This window comes from Salmonella sp. NW645 (genome assembly GCF_051703725.1).
In the GTDB taxonomy this organism is placed as follows: domain Bacteria; phylum Pseudomonadota; class Gammaproteobacteria; order Enterobacterales; family Enterobacteriaceae; genus Salmonella; species Salmonella enterica.
In genome coordinates this window covers 21,819-44,259 of the sequence record NZ_JAMMKR010000011.1, presented here as the reverse complement: position 1 = coordinate 44,259, position 22,441 = coordinate 21,819, and the positions used below count along the sequence as shown (strand labels likewise).

Annotated in this window: 19 protein-coding genes; 16 read left to right on the top strand and 3 right to left on the bottom strand. The window is 54.5% G+C overall.

What is annotated here, in order from left to right; translation table 11 throughout:
• Positions 1-33: 33 nt before the first annotated feature.
• On the top strand, positions 34-1,860 hold the full coding sequence (locus NA389_RS19805; protein WP_001012861.1) for an SLC13 family permease: 1,827 nt from the start codon (positions 34-36) through the stop codon (positions 1,858-1,860).
• Positions 1,861-1,965: 105 nt separating this feature from the next.
• Here the strand turns inward: NA389_RS19805 and yfbR are convergent, their stop codons facing one another.
• On the bottom strand, positions 1,966-2,565 hold the full coding sequence (gene yfbR / locus NA389_RS19800; protein WP_000813882.1) for a 5'-deoxynucleotidase: 600 nt from the start codon (positions 2,563-2,565) through the stop codon (positions 1,966-1,968).
• A 93-nt stretch (positions 2,566-2,658) separates the two neighbouring features.
• Positions 2,659-3,873: an alanine transaminase AlaA gene (alaA, locus tag NA389_RS19795; RefSeq protein WP_000074540.1), complete on the bottom strand. Its 1,215-nt coding sequence runs from the start codon at positions 3,871-3,873 to the stop codon at positions 2,659-2,661.
• 931 nt (positions 3,874-4,804) lie between these two features.
• On the opposite strand from alaA, the gene lrhA reads away from it, so the two are divergent.
• The 15 genes from lrhA to nuoN all read left to right on the top strand — a co-directional run bounded on the left by lrhA (position 4,805) and on the right by nuoN (position 21,277).
• Positions 4,805-5,743, top strand: coding sequence for a transcriptional regulator LrhA (gene lrhA / locus NA389_RS19790; RefSeq protein ID WP_000606288.1), 939 nt, complete (start codon positions 4,805-4,807; stop codon positions 5,741-5,743).
• Between the two features lie 79 nt (positions 5,744-5,822).
• On the top strand, positions 5,823-5,975 hold the full coding sequence (locus tag NA389_RS19785; RefSeq protein WP_001121022.1) for an STM2329 family putative cytoplasmic protein: 153 nt from the start codon (positions 5,823-5,825) through the stop codon (positions 5,973-5,975).
• Positions 5,976-6,369: 394 nt separating this feature from the next.
• A complete protein-coding gene (gene nuoA / locus NA389_RS19780) occupies positions 6,370-6,813 on the top strand; it encodes an NADH-quinone oxidoreductase subunit NuoA (protein WP_000062993.1) in 444 nt (147 codons plus the stop codon).
• A gap of 15 nt (positions 6,814-6,828) precedes the next feature.
• Positions 6,829-7,491 carry an NADH-quinone oxidoreductase subunit NuoB gene (gene nuoB, locus NA389_RS19775; protein ID WP_000386728.1) on the top strand — a complete coding sequence of 221 codons (663 nt, stop codon included), beginning with the start codon at positions 6,829-6,831 and terminating at the stop codon, positions 7,489-7,491.
• 86 nt (positions 7,492-7,577) lie between these two features.
• The gene (gene nuoC / locus NA389_RS19770; protein ID WP_000247855.1) at positions 7,578-9,380 is read left to right on the top strand and encodes an NADH-quinone oxidoreductase subunit C/D; all 1,803 of its coding nucleotides are present in this window, start codon (positions 7,578-7,580) and stop codon (positions 9,378-9,380) included.
• A gap of 2 nt (positions 9,381-9,382) precedes the next feature.
• Positions 9,383-9,883: an NADH-quinone oxidoreductase subunit NuoE gene (nuoE, locus tag NA389_RS19765; protein ID WP_000545038.1), complete on the top strand. Its 501-nt coding sequence runs from the start codon at positions 9,383-9,385 to the stop codon at positions 9,881-9,883.
• Positions 9,880-11,217, top strand: coding sequence for an NADH-quinone oxidoreductase subunit NuoF (gene nuoF, locus NA389_RS19760; RefSeq protein WP_000800048.1), 1,338 nt, complete (start codon positions 9,880-9,882; stop codon positions 11,215-11,217). Before nuoE ends, nuoF begins: the two co-directional genes overlap by 4 nt.
• Before the next feature lie 30 nt (positions 11,218-11,247).
• Positions 11,248-13,974 carry an NADH-quinone oxidoreductase subunit NuoG gene (nuoG, locus tag NA389_RS19755; RefSeq protein WP_001528469.1) on the top strand — a complete coding sequence of 909 codons (2,727 nt, stop codon included), beginning with the start codon at positions 11,248-11,250 and terminating at the stop codon, positions 13,972-13,974.
• Positions 13,971-14,948, top strand: coding sequence for an NADH-quinone oxidoreductase subunit NuoH (gene nuoH / locus NA389_RS19750; RefSeq protein ID WP_000118515.1), 978 nt, complete (start codon positions 13,971-13,973; stop codon positions 14,946-14,948). The genes nuoG and nuoH overlap by 4 nt, the downstream gene beginning before the upstream one ends.
• A 14-nt stretch (positions 14,949-14,962) precedes the next feature.
• The gene (gene nuoI / locus NA389_RS19745; RefSeq protein ID WP_000172747.1) at positions 14,963-15,505 is read left to right on the top strand and encodes an NADH-quinone oxidoreductase subunit NuoI; all 543 of its coding nucleotides are present in this window, start codon (positions 14,963-14,965) and stop codon (positions 15,503-15,505) included.
• A gap of 10 nt (positions 15,506-15,515) precedes the next feature.
• Positions 15,516-16,070, top strand: a complete 555-nt coding sequence (gene nuoJ, locus NA389_RS19740) for an NADH-quinone oxidoreductase subunit J (protein ID WP_000393523.1) — start codon at positions 15,516-15,518, stop codon at positions 16,068-16,070.
• A complete protein-coding gene (nuoK, locus tag NA389_RS19735; protein ID WP_000612687.1) occupies positions 16,067-16,369 on the top strand; it encodes an NADH-quinone oxidoreductase subunit NuoK in 303 nt (100 codons plus the stop codon). Before nuoJ ends, nuoK begins: the two co-directional genes overlap by 4 nt.
• Positions 16,366-18,207 (top strand): NADH-quinone oxidoreductase subunit L, encoded by a 1,842-nt coding sequence (nuoL, locus tag NA389_RS19730; RefSeq protein ID WP_001056581.1) that lies wholly within the window; start codon positions 16,366-16,368, stop codon positions 18,205-18,207. Before nuoK ends, nuoL begins: the two co-directional genes overlap by 4 nt.
• Positions 18,208-18,283: 76 nt before the next feature.
• Positions 18,284-19,813, top strand: a complete 1,530-nt coding sequence (nuoM, locus tag NA389_RS19725; protein WP_000926430.1) for an NADH-quinone oxidoreductase subunit M — start codon at positions 18,284-18,286, stop codon at positions 19,811-19,813.
• Positions 19,814-19,819: 6 nt separating this feature from the next.
• Entirely contained in the window at positions 19,820-21,277 is a 1,458-nt protein-coding gene (gene nuoN, locus NA389_RS19720) for an NADH-quinone oxidoreductase subunit NuoN (RefSeq protein ID WP_000156669.1), read from the top strand.
• A gap of 140 nt (positions 21,278-21,417) precedes the next feature.
• Here the strand turns inward: nuoN and NA389_RS19715 are convergent, their stop codons facing one another.
• Entirely contained in the window at positions 21,418-22,422 is a 1,005-nt protein-coding gene (locus NA389_RS19715; RefSeq protein WP_000368564.1) for a chemotaxis protein, read from the bottom strand.
• Positions 22,423-22,441 lie beyond the last annotated feature (19 nt).

Sequence of the window (22,441 nt, the reverse complement as noted above, 5' to 3'; positions counted from 1 at the left end):
TCTCGTTATCTTCTCATCTGACAAGGATATGTTGTGAACGGTGAATTGATTTGGGTTCTCTCTTTACTGGCGATTGCCGTCGTGTTGTTTGCGACGGGCAAAGTACGTATGGATGCGGTAGCTTTATTCGTCATTGTTGCTTTTGTCCTTAGCGGTACCTTGACCCTTCCGGAAGCCTTCTCCGGCTTTAGCGATCCGAATGTCATTCTTATCGCCGCCTTATTTATTATTGGCGACGGCCTCGTGCGCACCGGCGTTGCTACGGTGGTCGGTACCTGGCTGGTTAAAATGGCGGGCAGCAGTGAAATCAAAATGCTGGTTTTACTGATGATCACTGTCGCCGGACTTGGTGCTTTCATGAGTTCAACCGGCGTGGTGGCGATTTTTATCCCCGTTGTTCTTAGCGTTTCTATGCATATGCAGACCTCGCCTTCGCGCCTGATGATGCCGCTGAGTTTTGCCGGGCTTATCAGCGGAATGATGACGCTGGTGGCGACGCCGCCGAACCTGGTGGTTAACAGTGAACTGCTGCGTGAAGGCCTGCACGGGTTCAACTTTTTTAGCGTGACGCCGCTGGGGGTAGTGGTGTTGGCGCTCGGCATTGTTTATATGCTGGTGATGCGCTTCATGCTAAAAGGCGATGCGCCCGGACAACAGGCCGGTAAGCGGCGCACTTTCCGCGATCTTATCCGCGAGTACCGTCTGACGGGGCGCGCTCGCCGTCTGGCGATTCGCCCCGGTTCGCCGATGGTGGGACAGCGACTGGACGACCTTAAACTGCGCGAACGTTACGGCGCCAATGTCATCGGCGTTGAACGCTGGCGGCGCTTTCGGCGGGTTATCGTCAATGTGAACGGCGTATCGGAGTTTCGCGCTCGCGACGTTCTGCTGATTGATATGTCGGCGGCGGAGGTTGACCTCAGAGAGTTCTGCGCCGAGCAACTGCTGGAACCGATGGTATTGCGTGGAGAATATTTTTCCGATCAGGCGTTGGATGTCGGGATGGCGGAAATTTCGCTTATTCCGGAGTCTGAACTGATTGGCAAGTCGGTGCGTGAAATCGCCTTCCGTACACGTTACGGGCTGAATGTGGTCGGCCTGAAACGCGACGGCGTCGCGCTGGAAGGGTCGCTGGCCGATGAGCCGTTATTGATGGGCGATATCATTCTGGTCGTGGGGAACTGGAAGTTAATCAGCCTGCTGGGGCAAAAAGGCCGCGACTTTGTGGTGCTGAATATGCCGGTCGAGGTCAGCGAAGCCTCTCCTGCGCACAGCCAGGCGCCGCACGCCATTTTCTGCCTGGTACTGATGGTGGCGCTGATGTTGACCGATGAAATTCCCAACCCGATCGCGGCGATTATCGCCTGCCTGCTGATGGGAAAATTTCGCTGTATTGATGCTGAAAGCGCGTATAAAGCGATCCACTGGCCGAGTATTATCTTGATTGTGGGTATGATGCCGTTTGCGCTGGCGTTGCAAAAAACCGGCGGCGTCTCTCTGGTCGTGCAAGGGTTAATGGATATCGGCGGCGGCTATGGGCCGTATATGATGCTGGGATGCCTGTTCGTGCTGTGCGCCGTCATAGGACTGTTCATTTCTAACACGGCAACGGCGGTGCTGATGGCGCCGATTGCGCTGGCGGCGGCGAAATCGATGGGGGTGTCGCCCTATCCGTTTGCGATGGCGGTGGCGATGGCAGCCTCCGCCGCCTTTATGACGCCGGTTTCATCGCCGGTCAATACTCTGGTTCTGGGGCCGGGAAACTATAGCTTTAGCGATTTTGTGAAGCTTGGCGTGCCGTTCACGCTTATTGTGATGGCGGTTTGTATTGTGATGATTCCGATGTTGTTTCCGTTTTAACCCCAGACAGGAAAAGGCCTGATGGCGTTGCGCTTATCAGGCCTGCGGATATCACGCTACGTCCAGGCCGGATAAGACGTTGACGTCGTCATCCGGCACAACCGTTTAAAGCGGTGAATCCTGGCTTATCTCGTCAAGAGAGAGATGGAAACTTGGTACGAACACCGCCATAAAATAGTCCATCTCCTGGCTGCGACGTAATTCCAGCGTTTTTTCCAGCCGCGTTTTTGCCAGTCCAAACTCATTGTTTCCCGCCGATAGCTCCTCCAGGCATTTCAGGTAGGCGCAAAGCGCATCGGCCTGTTTTACGATTGCCTGTTCTTCTTCGCTCCAGGCATTCTCATCAATAAGCGGTGCGAAAATATCGCGCAATTCATCCGGCGCCATATCAACCAGCTTTTGCTGGGCGATTTTTTCGATCGCTTTATATTCCTGGGCTATCTGGGAATTAAAATATTTTACCGGCGTCGGCAGATCGCCGGTCAGTACTTCCGAGGCATCATGATACATCGCCAGAAGCGCGATGCGTTCAGCATTGAGCTGACCGCCAAATTTACGGTTTTTTATCGCCGCCAACGCATGGGCGACCATCGCCACCTGCAGACTATGTTCGGAGACGTTTTCCGTACGCACGTTACGCATCAGCGGCCAGCGGTTAATCAACTTCATGCGGGAGAGATGGGCGAAAAAATGGCTCTGCTTCATAGATTACCTTTTGTTTTCACTGCGGCAGACTTCATTGTGCGGGGAGGGAGATGAAGATGCAATTCAGGCTACCGAAGTAGCCTGAATTTAAGATTATTGATGGTAACCTGAGAGGAAACGCCCAAAACGGTTGATGGCCATCTCCAGGTCATCTTCACGCGGTAGCGTCACAATGCGGAAGTGATCCGGCCACGGCCAGTTAAAGGCGGTACCTTGCACCAGCAGCACCTTTTCCTGTAGCAGGAAGTCCAGCACCATCTTCTGGTCATCGTGAATATTAAAACGTTTAGCGTCGATCCTGGGGAACATGTACAACGCGCCGCGCGGTTTTACGCAGGAAACGCCGGGGATATCGTTAATCAACTCCCAGGCGCGGTTACGCTGTTCATACAGTCGGCCGCCCGGCAGAATAAATTCGCTAATGCTTTGATAGCCGCCGAGCGCGGTCTGAATAGCATGTTGCGCCGGGACGTTGGCGCACAGGCGCATTGAGGCTAACATCTCCAGTCCTTCAATATAGCCCTTCGCATGTTTTTTCGGCCCGTTCAGCACCATCCAGCCCTGGCGGAAGCCGGCGACGCGATAGGTTTTAGACAACCCATTAAAGGTGATGGTCAGCAGATCAGGCGCCAGTGCGGCGATAGAGTGATGCTCGGCATCGTCATAGAGAATCTTGTCATAAATTTCATCGGCGAAGATGATGAGATTATGCTCGCGCGCAATGTTGACAATTTCCATCAACAATTCTTTAGAATAGACGGCGCCAGTAGGGTTGTTTGGATTAATAATGACAATACCACGCGTACGTGGGGTGATTTTGGCGCGGATATCGTCAAGGTCCGGGAACCAGTCGGAAGATTCATCGCAAAGATAATGTACCGCCTTGCCGCTGGAGAGCGATACCGCCGCTGTCCATAACGGATAATCGGGCGCGGGAACCAGCATTTCATCGCCACTGTTAAGCAACGCCTGCATCGCCTGAACGATCAGCTCGGAAACGCCGTTACCGATATAGATATCTTCCACGGTTACATCGCGCATTCCACGGGCCTGATAATGCTGCATAATTGCTTTACGGGCGGAATAAAGCCCTTTCGAGTCGCAATATCCTTGCGCCGTCGGCAAATTACGAATGACATCGACCAGAATTTCGTCCGGCGCTTCGAATCCGAAGGGGGCGGGGTTGCCGATATTCAGTTTAAGAACTTTATTACCTTCTTCCTCAAGGCGTTTCGCTTCTTTCAGAACGGGGCCACGAATGTCATAACAGACATTTTCGAGTTTGCTGGATTTTTCAATGGGGGACATGAATCTTGACCTTTTAGCTGTTATTGCCACTCCCTGCCGTGGAAGTCAGCACGAAACAATGTACTCCCACGACGGTGAGTTTTGAAGAGTGAACAGAAGAAGATTTTGTTTATTTTTAACGCGCTTTCGTACTGTTTAAAACTTCATAAAATCATTTGGTTAGATGCATTTTCTATTTTTGTCTGTATGTATAGTGTTTTATTCTATGTAATTGCGCGTAATGTGGTTTTTTATGTTGTTAGAAATTATCTGTTTTATGAGAGATAAGCATTCATCATTAGTGTCGCGCTGGCTATTTCGGAAATACTGAGTATTAAAGGTAAAATGAGAAGGTTAGACCTTTCCGGCGGCGGGGGGTGTGAAACTATTGTTAAGTATAATTAATGAATGGTAGAAATCTTAATTAATTATTATTTAATATTTAAAAAGCATTTACTAAAGTCGTAATAATATCTTTCTGGTCCGATTAGTATAACATATCCCAGGTTAAGATTATTCGTAATAATACTTATAAATATAGCGGTTTTAGGTTAAGATAATGATCCGAAACGGGGGCGTAGTCTGCGTTGTCTGCTAATTTTCATGACGCGATTTTATACATAACCTATTGTTCAATATATTGTTTTTGTATCTGTGCGTCTCGGTAAACTATTTGACGCTGTTACAAGATTTACACGTCCATCATTAGCAGAAATCTGTAGACGCCTAAAGGTATGACACATTCTCTTTGATATATCCCGATCAGTTGCATTTGGTATTATATCAGTAAGTAAGAGAAGTGTTTTGGTCGTATTTTCAATTACATTCTAACATTTACCTGGGTAACCAGGCGGTACTGCGAAGGATGCACATTACAAATGGAATTGCTTGTTTCTGAATGCACAGCATTAACCAGGTCAGCCCGATATGACCCGCCAGTAAGTGAAAAATTATGATAAATGCAAATCGTCCGATAATTAACCTCGATCTCGATCTGCTGAGAACGTTCGTGGCCGTTGCCGATCTGAACACCTTCGCCGCGGCGGCGGCGGCGGTATGTCGTACTCAGTCTGCGGTCAGTCAGCAAATGCAGCGTCTTGAGCAACTCGTGGGAAAGGAATTGTTCGCCCGCCATGGTCGTAACAAGCTTTTGACCGAACACGGTATCCAGCTTCTGGGGTACGCCAGAAAAATCCTGCGTTTTAATGATGAGGCGTGTTCATCATTAATGTTCAGTAATCTTCAGGGAGTGTTAACAATTGGCGCTTCTGATGAATCAGCTGATACTATCCTGCCTTTTTTGCTTAGCCGAATCAGCTCGGTTTATCCGAAACTCGCGCTTGATGTACGGGTAAAACGCAACGCCTATATGGTGGACATGGTTAAATCGCAGGAAGTAGATTTGGTGGTGACGACTAACCAACCTCATTCGCTGGATTGTCTGAATTTGCGGACCTCGCCCACCCATTGGTATTGTGCGGCTGAGTATGTTTTGCAAAGGGGAGAGCCCGTACCATTAGTCCTGCTGGACGATCCCAGCCCATTCCGCGATATGGTGCTGGAGACGCTAAATGCAGCGGGTATTCCCTGGCGGCTGGCCTATGTGGCGTCTACATTACCGGCGGTACGCGCGGCCGTTAAAGCCGGTCTTGGCGTAACGGCTCGACCTGTCGAAATGATGAGTCCCGACCTTCGCGTGCTGGGTGCCGCAGACGGATTACCGCCTTTGCCGGATACGGAATATCTGTTGTGCCGCGATCCCAATAGCCAGAACGAGCTGGCGATGGTGATTTTCCATGCGATGGAAAGCTATCAAAACCCATGGCATTACAACCAGTTTTCTGCAGAGGGCGGAGATGATCCGCTGATGGTGGAAGGGGGTTTTGAGTAGCTCGCAGGCAAAAGGCGCTAAGTCGTAAATGTAAAAAAGAGCCGCTGGCGATGAAAAAACGCTCAGTGGCTCTTTTTTTGTGCCCATCTGTACGCGCTTAACCGCACAAATTGTAAAAGTTGCGGTAAATCAGCCAGTAGCGATTCGCAGTTCAATGTGGGTAAAAAATAACCAGAACATCCATTTTATGAATTTGCATGTTAAAAAACTAGAGAAATTGTTGCTGTTTTAGGGGGTGAATTAACAAAAGCGTGTCACAGATCAAGAAAATACTCCCATTTAGGGGGAGGCATCTTCACAAATTCCTGTCAAAATAGGTGTGTGTTATTTCTTTTGCTTCACAACGGACACGATTCAACAACATAAAATCCCCCCTGGCCGAAGAGTCATTTTCTCCAGGATGGCACTTAATGTTAATGGTGATGAATTGATGTAAATTAATGTGAAGGAACTTTTGTTAAAGTTGACAAAAGGTTATAGAAAGGAGTAAAAAACCACATCAATTAGCTGTTTTTATCATTTTCTACAGTAATTGTAGGGTTTTTTTTATTCCTCCCCATGAATCGATGTGGCGCCCATCTGCCGTAAAGAGCAGAGAAACTGGCGCTACTTTTGATGAGTAAGCAATGAGTATGTCAACATCCACTGAAGTCATCGCTCATCACTGGGCATTCGCTATCTTTCTTATCGTTGCCATTGGCCTGTGCTGCCTGATGCTGGTAGGCGGTTGGTTTTTGGGCGGTCGCGCACGCGCGAGGCACAAGAACGTTCCGTTTGAATCAGGTATCGACTCGGTCGGCACCGCCCGCTTACGCTTGTCTGCCAAGTTTTACCTGGTAGCCATGTTCTTCGTTATCTTCGACGTTGAAGCGCTGTATCTGTTCGCATGGTCGACTTCTATCCGCGAAAGCGGCTGGGTTGGCTTTGTGGAAGCTGCAATTTTTATTTTTGTGTTACTGGCTGGTCTGGTTTATCTGGCGCGTATTGGCGCGTTGGACTGGACGCCCGCGCGTTCACGCCGCGAGCGTATGAACCCGGAAACGAACAGTATCGCTAATCGTCAACGCTAACCGCGAGGCATTAAGATGGATTATACGCTCACCCGCATAGATCCTAACGGTGAGAATGACCGTTACCCCCTGCAAAAACAGGAGATCGTAACTGACCCCCTGGAGCAGGAAGTTAACAAAAACGTGTTCATGGGCAAACTGCATGACATGGTTAACTGGGGCCGTAAAAACTCAATTTGGCCCTACAACTTCGGCCTTTCTTGCTGCTATGTAGAGATGGTGACCTCTTTTACCGCAGTGCATGACGTCGCCCGTTTCGGCGCGGAAGTGCTGCGTGCGTCGCCACGTCAGGCTGACCTGATGGTGGTGGCCGGTACCTGCTTTACCAAAATGGCCCCGGTTATTCAGCGTCTGTATGACCAAATGCTGGAGCCAAAATGGGTCATTTCTATGGGCGCCTGCGCCAACTCCGGCGGCATGTACGATATTTATTCGGTAGTGCAGGGCGTTGATAAGTTTATCCCGGTGGATGTGTATATCCCTGGCTGTCCGCCGCGTCCGGAAGCGTATATGCAGGCGTTGATGCTGCTGCAAGAATCGATTGGCAAAGAGCGCCGTCCGCTCTCATGGGTGGTGGGCGATCAGGGCGTGTATCGCGCCAATATGCAGCCAGAACGCGAACGTAAACGCGGCGAGCGTATTGCCGTCACGAACCTGCGTACCCCGGACGAGATTTAATTTGCGCCTGTCGGCAGCAGCACTTCACTTCGCTAACCACTATTTTAATAGCGCGAAGCACTGCCGACCACCACGGACCATTTGCAATGGTGAACAATATGACCGACTTAACCGCGCAAGACGCTGCATGGAGTACCCGCGATCATCTTGATGATCCGGTTATCGGCGAACTGCGCAACCGTTTTGGGCCGGATGCCTTTACCGTTCAGGCGACCCGCACCGGTATCCCCGTTGTTTGGGTCAAGCGTGAACAACTACTGGAGGTTGGCGATTTCTTAAAGAAACTGCCGAAACCTTACGTCATGCTGTTTGACTTACACGGCATGGATGAACGCCTGCGTACGCACCGTGACGGGTTACCCGCCGCGGATTTTTCCGTTTTCTACCACCTGATTTCCATTGAGCGTAATCGCGATATCATGCTCAAGGTGGCGTTGTCTGAAAACGACCTGCGCGTGCCGACCTTCACTAAACTTTTCCCTAACGCCAACTGGTACGAGCGTGAGACCTGGGAGATGTTTGGCATTGATATCGAAGGCCACCCGCACCTGACGCGCATCATGATGCCGCAAACCTGGGAAGGCCATCCGCTGCGTAAAGATTATCCGGCGCGCGCGACCGAATTCGACCCGTTTGAGCTGACCAAAGCCAAGCAGGATCTGGAAATGGAAGCGCTGACCTTTAAGCCGGAAGACTGGGGGATGAAGCGCGGGACTGACAACGAGGACTTTATGTTCCTCAACCTCGGCCCGAACCACCCGTCTGCGCACGGTGCGTTTCGTATTATCCTGCAACTTGACGGCGAAGAAATCGTCGACTGCGTGCCGGATATCGGCTATCACCATCGCGGCGCCGAAAAAATGGGCGAGCGCCAGTCCTGGCATAGCTACATTCCCTATACCGACCGTATCGAATACCTCGGTGGTTGCGTCAATGAAATGCCGTACGTGTTGGCGGTAGAAAAGTTGGCAGGGATCACCGTCCCGGATCGGGTGAACGTCATCCGCGTGATGCTCTCCGAACTGTTCCGCATTAACAGTCATCTGCTGTACATCTCGACCTTTATTCAGGACGTCGGCGCGATGACGCCGGTCTTCTTTGCCTTTACCGACCGGCAGAAAATTTATGACCTGGTGGAAGCCATTACCGGTTTCCGTATGCACCCGGCCTGGTTCCGTATCGGCGGCGTCGCGCACGACTTGCCGCGCGGTTGGGATCGCCTGCTGCGAGAGTTCCTTGAGTGGATGCCGAAGCGTCTGGATTCTTACGAGAAAGCCGCGCTGCGTAACACCATTCTGAAAGGGCGTTCGCAGGGCGTTGCCGCTTACGGCGCGAAAGAAGCGCTGGAGTGGGGCACCACCGGCGCAGGGCTGCGCGCGACCGGGATCGACTTCGACGTGCGTAAATGGCGTCCATACTCTGGCTACGAAAACTTTGACTTTGAAGTGCCGGTGGGCGGCGGTGTTTCCGACTGCTATACCCGCGTGATGTTGAAAGTGGAAGAGCTGCGCCAGAGTCTGCGCATTCTTCAGCAGTGCCTCGATAACATGCCGGAAGGCCCGTTCAAAGCGGATCACCCGCTGACCACGCCGCCGCCGAAAGAGCGCACGCTGCAACATATCGAAACCCTGATCACCCACTTCCTGCAGGTCTCCTGGGGCCCGGTGATGCCGGCGCAGGAGTCCTTCCAGATGGTGGAAGCGACGAAGGGGATTAACAGTTACTACCTGACCAGCGACGGCAGCACTATGAGCTACCGTACCCGCGTGCGCACGCCGAGCTTTGCGCACCTGCAGCAGATTCCCTCGGCGATCCGCGGTAGCCTGGTTTCCGACCTGATTGTCTATCTGGGTAGTATCGATTTTGTTATGTCAGATGTGGACCGCTAATTATGCACGAGAATCAACAACCACAAACCGAGGCTTTTGAGCTGAGTGCGGCAGAGCGTGAAGCGATAGAGCACGAGAAGCACCACTACGAAGACCCGCGTGCGGCGTCCATTGAAGCGCTGAAAATCGTTCAGAAGCAGCGTGGCTGGGTGCCGGACGGCGCGATCTACGCTATTGCCGATGTGCTGGGTATTCCGGCGAGCGACGTCGAAGGCGTCGCCACATTCTACAGCCAGATCTTCCGTCAGCCGGTCGGTCGCCACGTGATTCGCTACTGCGACAGCGTGGTGTGCCATATCACCGGCTATCAGGGGATTCAGGCCGCGCTGGAAAAAAATCTCAACATCAAACCGGGGCAGACGACCTTTGATGGTCGCTTTACGCTGCTGCCGACCTGCTGCCTGGGGAATTGCGATAAAGGGCCGAACATGATGATTGATGAGGATACTCACAGCCATCTGACCCCGGAAGCCATTCCTGAACTACTGGAGCGGTATAAATGAAAAACGTTATCCGTACTCCCGAAACCCATCCGCTGACCTGGCGTCTGCGCGATGACAAACAGCCGGTCTGGCTGGATGAATATCGTAGCAAAAACGGCTACGAAGGCGCGCGTAAGGCGCTGACCGGCCTGTCTCCGGATGAAATCGTCAGCCAGGTAAAAGACGCCGGTCTGAAAGGGCGCGGCGGCGCGGGCTTTTCCACCGGTCTGAAGTGGAGCCTGATGCCGAAAGATGAATCCATGAACATCCGTTACCTGCTGTGTAACGCCGATGAAATGGAGCCGGGCACCTATAAAGACCGTCTGCTGATGGAACAACTGCCGCACCTGCTGGTGGAAGGCATGCTGATCTCCGCGTTCGCGCTGAAAGCGTATCGTGGTTACATCTTCCTGCGCGGCGAATATATCGAAGCGGCTGTACATCTGCGCCGTGCGATTGCTGAAGCAACCGAGGCCGGGCTGCTTGGCAAAAATATCATGGGCACCGGGTTCGACTTTGAACTGTTTGTCCACACCGGGGCAGGGCGTTACATCTGTGGTGAAGAAACGGCGCTGATTAACTCCCTCGAAGGCCGCCGCGCGAACCCGCGCTCCAAGCCGCCCTTCCCGGCGACCTCCGGCGTATGGGGCAAGCCGACCTGTGTGAATAACGTCGAAACGTTGTGCAACGTCCCGGCAATCCTCGCCAACGGCGTGGAGTGGTACCAGAACATTTCGAAAAGCAAAGATGCGGGTACCAAGCTGATGGGCTTCTCAGGCCGCGTGAAGAATCCGGGCCTGTGGGAATTACCGTTCGGCACCACCGCGCGTGAGATTCTAGAAGATTACGCGGGCGGTATGCGCGATGGCCTGAAATTCAAAGCCTGGCAACCGGGCGGGGCGGGAACCGACTTCCTGACCGAGGCGCATCTTGACCTGCCGATGGAGTTCGAAAGCATCGGTAAAGCAGGCAGCCGTCTGGGCACCGCGCTGGCGATGGCGGTAGACCACGAAATCGGCATGGTATCGCTGGTGCGTAACCTGGAAGAGTTCTTTGCCCGCGAATCCTGCGGCTGGTGTACGCCATGCCGCGACGGTCTGCCGTGGAGCGTGAAAATTCTGCGCGCGCTGGAGCGTGGCGAAGGCCAGCCGGGGGATATCGAGACACTTGAGCAACTGTGTCGTTTCCTCGGACCGGGTAAAACCTTCTGCGCGCATGCGCCGGGCGCGGTTGAGCCACTGCAAAGCGCAATTAAGTATTTCCGCGAAGAATTCGAAGCTGGCATCAAGCAGCCGTTCAGTAATACCCATTTAATCAATGGTATTCAGCCGAACCTGCTCAAAGAGCGCTGGTGAGTTAACGATTTTTAATTTGGAAGCATGCTAATGGCTACGATTCATGTAGACGGCAAAGAATACGAGGTCAACGGCGCGGACAACCTGCTACAGGCATGTCTGTCCCTGGGCCTTGATATTCCGTATTTTTGCTGGCACCCGGCGCTGGGAAGCGTCGGTGCTTGCCGCCAGTGTGCGGTGAAGCAATACCAAAACGCGGAAGATACGCGTGGTCGCCTGGTGATGTCCTGTATGACGCCAGCCACCGACGGTACCTTTATCTCTATTGACGACGAAGAAGCGAAACAGTTCCGTGAAAGCGTGGTGGAGTGGCTGATGACTAACCACCCGCACGACTGTCCGGTTTGTGAAGAGGGCGGTAACTGCCATCTTCAGGATATGACCGTGATGACGGGTCACAGTTTCCGTCGCTACCGTTTCACCAAACGTACCCACCGCAACCAGGATCTGGGGCCGTTCATCTCTCACGAAATGAACCGCTGCATCGCCTGCTACCGTTGTGTGCGTTACTACAAAGATTATGCCGACGGCACCGATCTGGGCGTCTATGGCGCGCATGACAACGTCTACTTCGGGCGTCCGGAAGACGGTACGCTGGAAAGCGAATTCTCCGGTAACCTGGTCGAGATTTGCCCGACCGGCGTCTTCACCGATAAAACGCACTCCGAGCGTTACAACCGTAAATGGGACATGCAGTTTGCGCCGAGCATCTGCCAGCAGTGTTCCATCGGCTGTAACATCAGCCCGGGCGAGCGCTATGGCGAATTACGCCGTATCGAAAACCGTTACAACGGTACCGTTAACCACTACTTCCTCTGCGACCGCGGTCGTTTCGGCTATGGCTATGTGAACCTGAAAGACCGTCCGCGTCAGCCGGTTCAGCGCCGTGGCGATGACTTTATTACTCTCAACGCCGAGCAGGCGATGCAGGGCGCGGCGGATATTCTGCGCCAGTCGAAGAAAGTGATCGGTATCGGTTCGCCACGCGCCAGCATTGAGAGCAACTTTGCGCTGCGTGAGCTGGTTGGTGCGGAAAACTTCTACACCGGTATCGCGCGCGGCGAGCAGGAACGTCTGCAACTGGCGCTGAAAGTGTTGCGTGAAGGCGGAATTTACACCCCGGCGCTGCGGGAAATCGAATCTTATGACGCGGTACTGGTATTGGGCGAAGACGTTACCCAGACCGGCGCGCGCGTTGCGCTGGCGGTACGCCAGGCGGTGAAAGGTAAAGCGCGTGAAATGGCGGCGGCGCAGAAAGTAGCCGACTGGCAGATTGCGGCCATCCTTAACATCGGCCAGCGTGCCAAACATCCGCTGTTCGTGACCAACGTGGACGGCACCCGTCTGGATGATATCGCCGCCTGGACCTATCGCGCGCCGGTGGAAGATCAGGCGCGCCTGGGCTTTGCGATTGCTCATGCGCTGGACAATACAGCGCCTGCGGTTGACGGTATCGACAGCGACTTACAAAACAAAATTGATGTCATTGTGCAGGCGTTGGCCGGCGCGAAAAAACCGCTGATTATCTCCGGCACTAACGCCGGTAGCAGTGAGGTGATTCAGGCGGCCGCCAACGTGGCGAAAGCGCTGAAAGGCCGTGGCGCCGACGTCGGTATTACTATGATTGCTCGTTCCGTGAACAGCATGGGGCTGGGTATGATGGGCGGCGGTTCGCTTGATGATGCGTTGGGCGAGCTGGAAACCGGCAGTGCGGACGCGGTGGTGGTGCTGGAAAACGATCTCCACCGTCATGCAAGCGCTACGCGCGTGAACGCTGCGCTCGCCAAAGCGCCGCTGGTGATGGTGGTTGACCATCAGCGCACGGCGATTATGGAAAACGCGCATCTGGTGCTTTCCGCGGCAAGCTTCGCCGAAAGCGATGGTACGGTCATCAACAACGAAGGCCGCGCGCAGCGCTTCTTCCAGGTTTATGACCCGGCCTACTACGATAACAAGACGATTATGCTGGAAAGCTGGCGCTGGCTGCATTCGCTGCACAGCACCGTCGAAAACCGCGAAGTGGACTGGACACAGCTTGACCATGTGATCGACGCGGTCATTGCCGCCATGCCGCAATTTGCCGGCATTAAAGACGCCGCGCCGGATGCGACCTTCCGCATTCGTGGGCAGAAGCTGGCGCGCGAACCGCATCGTTACAGTGGCCGTACGGCGATGCGCGCCAATATCAGCGTGCATGAACCACGTCAGCCGCAGGATAAAGACACCATGTTCGCCTTCTCAATGGAAGGGAATAACCAACCGACTGCCCCGCGATCTGAAATTCCGTTCGCCTGGGCACCGGGCTGGAACTCCCCGCAGGCGTGGAACAAATTCCAGGATGAAGTGGGCGGCAAACTGCGTCACGGCGATCCGGGCGTGCGTTTGATTGAAGCGACTGAGGGCGGTCTGGATTATTTCACTACCGTGCCGGCAAGCTTCCAGGCGCAGGACGGTCAGTGGCGTATTGCGCCGTATTACCACCTGTTTGGCAGCGACGAATTGTCTCAGCGTTCTCCGGTCTTCCAGAGCCGTATGCCGCAGCCGTATATCAAACTTAACCCGGCGGATGCCGCGAAGTTGGGTGTCAATGCCGGGACGCGCGTCTCCTTTAGCTACGATGGCAATACGGTGACGCTGCCGGTTGAAATCTCTGAAGGGTTAGCGGCAGGGCAGGTAGGGCTGCCGATGGGTATGCCTGGCATCGCGCCGGTTCTGGCTGGCGCGCGTCTTGAGGATCTGCGGGAGGCGCAACAATGAGTTGGATTACACCGGATCTGATTGAGATCCTGCTGAGCATTCTCAAAGCGGTGGTGATTCTGCTGGTGGTCGTCACCTGCGGGGCCTTCATGAGCTTTGGCGAACGTCGTCTGCTGGGTCTGTTCCAGAACCGTTATGGACCAAACCGCGTTGGCTGGGGCGGCTCGCTCCAGCTGGTCGCGGACATGATCAAGATGTTCTTTAAAGAAGACTGGATCCCGAAATTCTCGGATCGCGTCATCTTTACCCTGGCGCCGATGATCGCGTTTACTTCGCTGCTGCTCTCCTTCGCCATTGTGCCGGTTAGCCCTAATTGGGTGGTGGCCGATTTAAACATCGGGATTCTGTTCTTCCTGATGATGGCCGGTCTGGCGGTTTACGCGGTGCTGTTCGCCGGTTGGTCGAGCAACAACAAATACTCGCTGCTGGGCGCGATGCGTGCGTCTGCCCAGACGGTGAGCTACGAAGTGTTTCTTGGTCTTTCCCTGATGGGCGTGGTGGCGCAGGCCGGTTCATTTAATATGACCGATATCGTCAATAACCAGGCGCATCTGTGGAACGTGATTCCGCAATTCTTTGGGTTTGTTACTTTCGCCATCGCGGGCGTAGCGGTCTGTCACCGTCACCCGTTTGACCAGCCGGAAGCCGAGCAGGAACTGGCGGACGGTTACCACATCGAATATTCCGGTATGAAATTCGGTCTGTTCTTTGTGGGGGAGTACATCGGCATCGTCACCGTTTCCGCGCTGATGGTAACGTTGTTCTTCGGTGGCTGGCATGGCCCGTTCTTACCGCCATTCGTCTGGTTCGCGCTGAAAACCGCGTTCTTCATGATGATGTTCATTTTGATTCGTGCGTCGTTACCGCGTCCGCGTTATGACCAGGTAATGTCCTTCGGCTGGAAAGTTTGCCTGCCGCTGACGCTCATCAACTTGCTGGTAACGGCGGCTGTCATTCTGTGGCAGGCGCAATAAGGGACACAAAGACCATGACCTTAAAAGAATTATTAGTAGGTTTCGGCACTCAGGTACGTAGTATCTGGATGATCGGCCTGCATGCGTTCGCCAAACGCGAAACGCGGATGTATCCGGAAGAGCCGGTCTATTTACCGCCCCGTTACCGTGGCCGTATCGTGCTCACGCGCGACCCGGACGGTGAAGAGCGCTGCGTTGCCTGTAACCTGTGTGCGGTAGCCTGTCCGGTAGGCTGTATCTCTCTGCAAAAAGCGGAGACCAAAGATGGCCGCTGGTATCCGGAATTTTTCCGCATTAACTTCTCACGCTGCATCTTCTGCGGCCTGTGCGAAGAAGCGTGCCCGACCACGGCGATTCAGTTGACCCCGGACTTCGAACTGGGCGAATACAAACGTCAGGATCTGGTGTACGAAAAAGAGGATCTGCTGATTTCCGGTCCGGGCAAATACCCGGAATATAACTTCTACCGGATGGCGGGTATGGCAATCGACGGCAAAGATAAAGGCGAAGCAGAGAACGAAGCCAAGCCTATCGACGTCAAGAGCCTGTTACCGTAAGGAGAGGGCAATGGAATTCGCTTTTTATATCTGTGGCCTGATAGCCATCCTCGCGACCCTGCGAGTGATCACCCATACCAATCCGGTACACGCGCTGTTGTATCTGGTGATATCGCTACTGGCGATTTCCGGGGTGTTCTTTTCGCTGGGCGCTTATTTTGCCGGTGCGCTGGAAATTATCGTCTACGCAGGCGCCATCATGGTGCTGTTTGTGTTCGTGGTGATGATGCTCAACCTCGGCGGCAGCGAAATTGAACAGGAACGCCAGTGGCTGAAGCCGCAGGTGTGGATTGGTCCGGCGGTTTTGTCGGCCATTATGCTGGCGGTCATTGTGTACGCCATTCTGGGCGTTAACGACCAGGGCATCGACGGCACGCCGATTAGCGCGAAAGCGGTGGGCATTACGCTGTTCGGGCCTTATGTTCTGGCGGTCGAACTGGCATCTATGCTGCTGCTGGCAGGCCTGGTGGTGGCGTTCCACGTCGGTCGTGAAGAGCGTGCGGGCGAAGTGCTAAGCAACCGCGCCGATGACCGCGTGAAAAGAAAAACGGAGGAGCGCGCATGATCCCCTTAACACATGGACTGATCCTCGCTGCGATTTTATTCGTCCTGGGTTTAACCGGTCTGGTTATCCGCCGCAATCTGCTGTTTATGCTGATTGGGCTGGAAATCATGATTAACGCCTCCGCGCTGGCTTTTGTGGTCGCCGGGAGCTACTGGGGCCAGACCGATGGTCAGGTGATGTACATTCTCGCCATCAGCCTTGCGGCTGCGGAAGCGAGTATTGGACTTGCGCTGTTGCTGCAACTCCATCGCCGTCGCCAGAACCTGAACATCGATTCAGTAAGTGAGATGCGTGGATGAACATGCTTGCCTTAACCATTATTCTGCCATTGATTGGCTTTGTACTGCTGGCGTTCTCTCGCGGACGCTGGTCGGAAAATCTCTCCGCGACCATTGGCGTGGGCTCCGTTGGTCTGGCGGCGTTGGTGACAGCGTTTGTCGGGATGGATTTCTTCGCCAACGGCAAACAGGCGTTCAGCCAGCCGCTGTGGACGTGGATGTCGGTCGGTAACTTCAACATCGGTTTTAACCTGGTGCTGGACGGCCTGTCGCTGACCATGCTCTCTGTGGTCACCGGCGTCGGCTTCCTGATCCACATGTTCGCGTCCTGGTACATGCGTGGAGAAGAGGGTTACTCCCGCTTCTTCGCTTATACCAACCTGTTTATCGCCAGCATGGTTGTTCTGGTGCTGTCCGATAACCTGCTGTTGATGTACCTCGGCTGGGAAGGCGTGGGCCTGTGCTCTTATCTGTTGATCGGCTTCTATTACAGCGATCCGAAGAATGGCGCAGCGGCAATGAAAGCCTTCGTGGTGACCCGTGTCGGTGACGTATTCCTCGCCTTCGCGCTGTTCATCCTCTACAACGAACTGGGCACGCTGAACTTCCGCGAAATGGTCGAGCTGGCGCCAGCGCACTTTGCTGACGGCAACAACATGCTGATGTGGGCGACGCTGATGCTGCTGGGCGGCGCGGTCGGTAAATCTGCGCAGCTTCCGTTGCAGACCTGGCTTGCCGACGCGATGGCCGGCCCGACGCCGGTCTCCGCGCTGATCCACGCCGCTACCATGGTGACCGCCGGTGTCTACCTGATCGCTCGTACCCATGGTTTGTTCCTGATGACCCCGGAGATTCTGCATCTGGTGGGCATTATCGGGGCGATTACGTTGGTCATGGCGGGTTTCGCCGCGCTGGTGCAGACCGACATCAAACGCGTGCTGGCCTATTCCACCATGAGCCAGATTGGCTACATGTTCCTGGCGCTCGGCGTACAGGCGTGGGATGCGGCGATTTTCCACCTGATGACGCACGCCTTCTTTAAAGCGCTGCTGTTCCTGGCGTCCGGCTCGGTCATTCTGGCCTGCCATCACGAACAGAACATCTTTAAGATGGGCGGTCTGCGTAAGTCGATTCCACTGGTGTATGCCTGCTTCCTGGTGGGGGGCGCGGCGCTGTCGGCGCTGCCGCTGGTCACTGCGGGCTTCTTCAGTAAGGATGAGATCCTGGCTGGCGCGATGGCGAACGGTCATATCAATCTGATGGTGGCGGGCCTGGTCGGCGCGTTCATGACCTCCCTGTACACCTTCCGGATGATTTTCATCGTCTTCCACGGTAAAGAACAAATTCACGCTCATGCAGGGAAGGGGATTACCCACCATCTGCCGCTGATTGTCCTGATGATTCTGTCTACCTTTGTTGGCGCGCTGATTGTGCCGCCATTGCAGGGGGTGCTGCCGCAGACAACTGAACTGGCGCATGGTCGCGTCATGACGCTGGAAATTACCTCTGGCGTAGTGGCGATTGCCGGCATCCTGATTGCCGCATGGCTGTGGCTGGGTAAACGCACGCTGGTGACGTCGATCGCCAACAGCGCGCCGGGCCGTCTGCTGGGGACCTGGTGGTATAACGCCTGGGGCTTTGACTGGCTGTACGACAAAGTATTCGTCAAGCCATTCCTCGGTATCGCCTGGCTGCTGAAGCGCGACCCGCTTAATGCGTTGATGAACATTCCGGCTATCCTTTCCCGTTTTGCAGGCAAAGGCCTGGTACTGAGCGAGAACGGTTATTTGCGCTGGTATGTGGCATCCATGAGCATCGGCGCGGTTGTGGTGCTGGCGCTGCTGATGGCACTGCGTTGATCGTAAAGTGAATTTTATCCAAATTCGTTGAAAATCAGGCCTCTGTCAGAGGCCTTAAAAAGGAATAAAAATCGCCATGTTACTACCCTGGCTAATATTGATTCCCTTTATCGGCGGCTTTCTGTGCTGGCAGACCGAACGCTTTGGCGTGAAGGTGCCGCGCTGGATAGCGCTGATTACCATGGGGCTGACGCTGGCGCTCGGTCTGCAATTGTGGTTGCAGGGCGGCTACTCACTGACGCAATCCGCCGGTATTCCACAGTGGCAATCTGAATTTGTCCTGCCGTGGATCCCGCGTTTTGGCATCTCTATCCATCTGGCGCTCGACGGACTGTCGCTGCTAATGGTGGTGCTGACCGGCCTGCTCGGCGTTCTGGCGGTGCTTTGCTCCTGGCGAGAAATCGAAAAATATCAGGGCTTCTTCCACCTGAACCTGATGTGGATCTTAGGCGGCGTTATCGGCGTGTTCCTGGCCATCGACATGTTCCTGTTCTTCTTCTTCTGGGAAATGATGCTGGTGCCGATGTACTTCCTGATAGCGCTGTGGGGGCATAAAGCTTCTGACGGGAAAACGCGTATCACGGCGGCAACCAAGTTCTTCATTTATACCCAGGCGAGTGGTCTGGTGATGTTGATTGCCATCCTGGCGCTGGTCTTTGTGCACTACAACGCGACCGGCGTGTGGACCTTCAACTATGAAGAGCTGCTGAACACGCCGATGTCCCACGGTGTGGAATATCTGCTGATGCTGGGCTTCTTCATCGCCTTCGCGGTGAAAATGCCGGTGGTGCCGCTGCATGGCTGGCTGCCAGATGCGCACTCCCAGGCGCCGACCGCCGGTTCCGTCGACCTGGCCGGTATCTTGCTGAAAACCGCCGCTTACGGTCTGCTGCGTTTCTCCCTGCCATTGTTCCCGAACGCGTCGGCGGAGTTTGCGCCGATCGCCATGTGGCTGGGCGTTATCGGCATTTTCTACGGCGCGTGGATGGCCTTTACCCAATACGACATCAAGCGCCTGATTGCCTATACCTCCGTTTCGCATATGGGCTTCGTGCTGATCGCTATCTACACCGGTAGCCAACTGGCGTACCAGGGCGCGGTGATTCAGATGATTGCGCACGGTTTGTCCGCAGCCGGTCTGTTCATTCTGTGTGGCCAGTTGTACGAACGTCTGCATACGCGTGACATGCGTATGATGGGCGGCCTGTGGGGCAAGATGAAGTGGTTGCCTGCGCTGTCCATGTTCTTTGCGGTGGCGACGCTCGGTATGCCGGGCACCGGTAACTTTGTCGGCGAATTTATGATTCTGTTCGGCAGCTACCAGGTGGTGCCGGTGATTACCGTGATCTCCACCTTTGGGTTGGTATTCGCCTCTGTATACTCGCTGGCGATGCTGCATCGCGCTTACTTCGGTAAAGCGAAGAGCCAGATTGCCAGCCAGGAACTGCCAGGGATGTCGCTGCGCGAGCTGTTTATCATTCTGTTGCTGGTGGTGCTTCTGGTACTGCTTGGCTTCTATCCGCAGCCGATTCTGGATACCTCGCATTCTGCGATGAGCAACATCCAGCAGTGGTTTGTTAATTCCGTTACTACTACAAGGCCGTAAATCGCCATGACAATAACTCCACAACACCTGATTGCGCTGCTACCGCTGCTGATCGTCGGCTTGACGGTGGTGGTTGTGATGCTCTCCATTGCGTGGCGACGCAATCACTTCCTCAATGCCACGTTGTCGGTCATTGGGCTTAACGCTGCTCTGGTTTCGCTTTGGTTTGTCGGCCAGGCCGGGGCAATGGACGTCACGCCGCTGATGCGCGTTGACGGCTTTGCGATGCTCTACACCGGGCTGGTGCTGCTGGCGAGCCTCGCCACCTGTACCTTTGCCTACCCGTGGCTGGAAGGCTATAACGATAACCAGGAAGAGTTCTACCTGCTGGTGTTAATCGCCAGCCTGGGGGGAATTCTACTGGCGAACGCTAACCATCTGGCGGCGCTGTTCCTTGGTATTGAACTGATCTCGCTGCCGCTGTTCGGCCTGATTGGTTATGCTTTCCGCCAGAAGCGCTCGCTGGAAGCCAGTATCAAATACACCATCCTCTCCGCCGCCGCCTCGTCTTTCCTGCTGTTCGGGATGGCGCTGGTCTATGCGCAGTCCGGCAACCTGTCTTTCGAAGCGCTCGGTAAGAGCCTCGGCGATGGTATGCTGCACGAGCCGTTGCTGCTGGCGGGCTTTGGCCTGATGATTGTCGGTCTGGGCTTTAAACTCTCTCTGGTGCCGTTCCACCTGTGGACGCCAGACGTATACCAGGGGGCGCCTGCGCCGGTTTCCACCTTCCTGGCGACGGCGAGCAAAATCGCTATCTTCGGCGTGGTGATGCGTCTGTTCCTCTATGCGCCGGTAGGCGACAGCGAAGCGGTACGCGTGGTGCTGGGCATTATCGCCTTTGCCTCTATCATCTTCGGTAACCTGATGGCGCTGAGCCAGACCAACATCAAACGTCTGCTCGGTTACTCTTCTATCTCTCACCTCGGCTATCTGCTGGTGGCGCTGATTGCCCTGCAGAGCGGCGAGATGTCGATGGAAGCGGTTGGCGTTTACCTGGCCGGTTATCTGTTCAGCAGCCTCGGCGCGTTTGGCGTGGTCAGCCTGATGTCCAGCCCGTTCCGCGGCCCGGATGCGGATTCTCTGTACTCTTACCGTGGTCTGTTCTGGCACCGTCCGGTTCTTGCCGCAGTGATGACGGTGATGATGCTGTCGCTGGCAGGTATCCCGATGACGCTGGGCTTTATCGGCAAATTCTACGTGCTGGCGGTCGGCGTTCAGGCCAGTCTGTGGTGGCTGGTCGCCGCCGTGGTGGTGGGTTCCGCGATTGGTTTGTACTACTACCTGCGCGTTGCGGTGAGTCTCTACCTGCACGCGCCGCAGCAACCGGGACGCGACGCGCCGACAAACTGGCAGTACAGCGCAGGCGGGATCGTGGTGCTGATCTCCGCGTTGCTGGTGTTGGTACTGGGCGTCTGGCCGCAGCCGCTGATTAGCCTTGTGCAGTTAGCGACGCCGTTGATGTAAGCAATAAGTAAAAACGAAAAACCCGCTTCACGAAGCGGGTTTTTTATTATCTGATGTAATGCGTTGAAATAACTATGGATTGTAGGCCGGATAAGGCGCTTGCGCCGCCATCCGGCAGGTAAGGTCTCAGCGACCGGAATTTAACTTAGCAACTGCCGGCTTACCAACGGGCCGCTGACGTTTTGCGCCGCGCGCTCCATCACTTCCTGTATCACTGAAGAGAGTTCATTGATTTCAAATTTGGCGACGTAGCCGTCGGCCTTCACCTTACGCACATGATCTTCGTTGGCGCTGCCGGAAAGGGAAGAGTGAATAACGACCGGGATCTTTTTCAGCCGTTCATCGGTTTTAATTTTACGCGTTAACGTAAAGCCATCCATCTCCGGCATCTCAAGATCTGTCAGGACCAGCGCGATTTTCTCGCTAATTGGCTTACCTTCGGCCTCCGCTTCCTGCGCCAGTTGCTGGATTCTCTCCCATGCATCCTTGCCGGTCACATGCATCTGATGCGGAATTCCCATTGCGTTCAGCCCTTTTTCCAGCATCGCGCGGGCGACTTTGGAGTCTTCCGCCACAATGGCTACCGCGCCTGGGGTAATATAAAATTTATTGGTCTTCAGATTGGTGGCGCGCAGATCGTGGCTGGAGGGGACAATATCATAAAGGATCTGCTCAACGTCGAGCACCAGCGCCAGGTTGTTGGTTTCTTTGTTGTCATCCAGGCAGGCAATACTGGTGATGTAGCGACCGTTGACGGCTTTCTCGGCGGTATGCACCTGCTGCCAGTCAAGACGCATAATATTTTCCACCGACTCGACGGCAAATGCCTGTACGCTGCGCGCATATTCGGTGATCAGCAAAATGTTCAGCCCGGTTTCCGGCTTGCAGCCCGCTACCGCTGGCAAATCAATCACCGGAATGACCTGATCCCGAATATTGACCATGCCCAATAGCGGCGCTTTCATGCCTGCCGGGCGCGTAAAGGCGGGCATCGGTACGATTTCGCGCAGCTTAAATACATTGATGCCGAACAGCTCTGACTTCTGTTCATGCAGCGATGTACCAAGACGGAATAACAGCAGCTCAAAACGGTTTGACAGGGTTAAATTCGCCCTGTCATCAATATCTTTCTGAAAATTGTCCATCCTCACCTCATTATGAAAG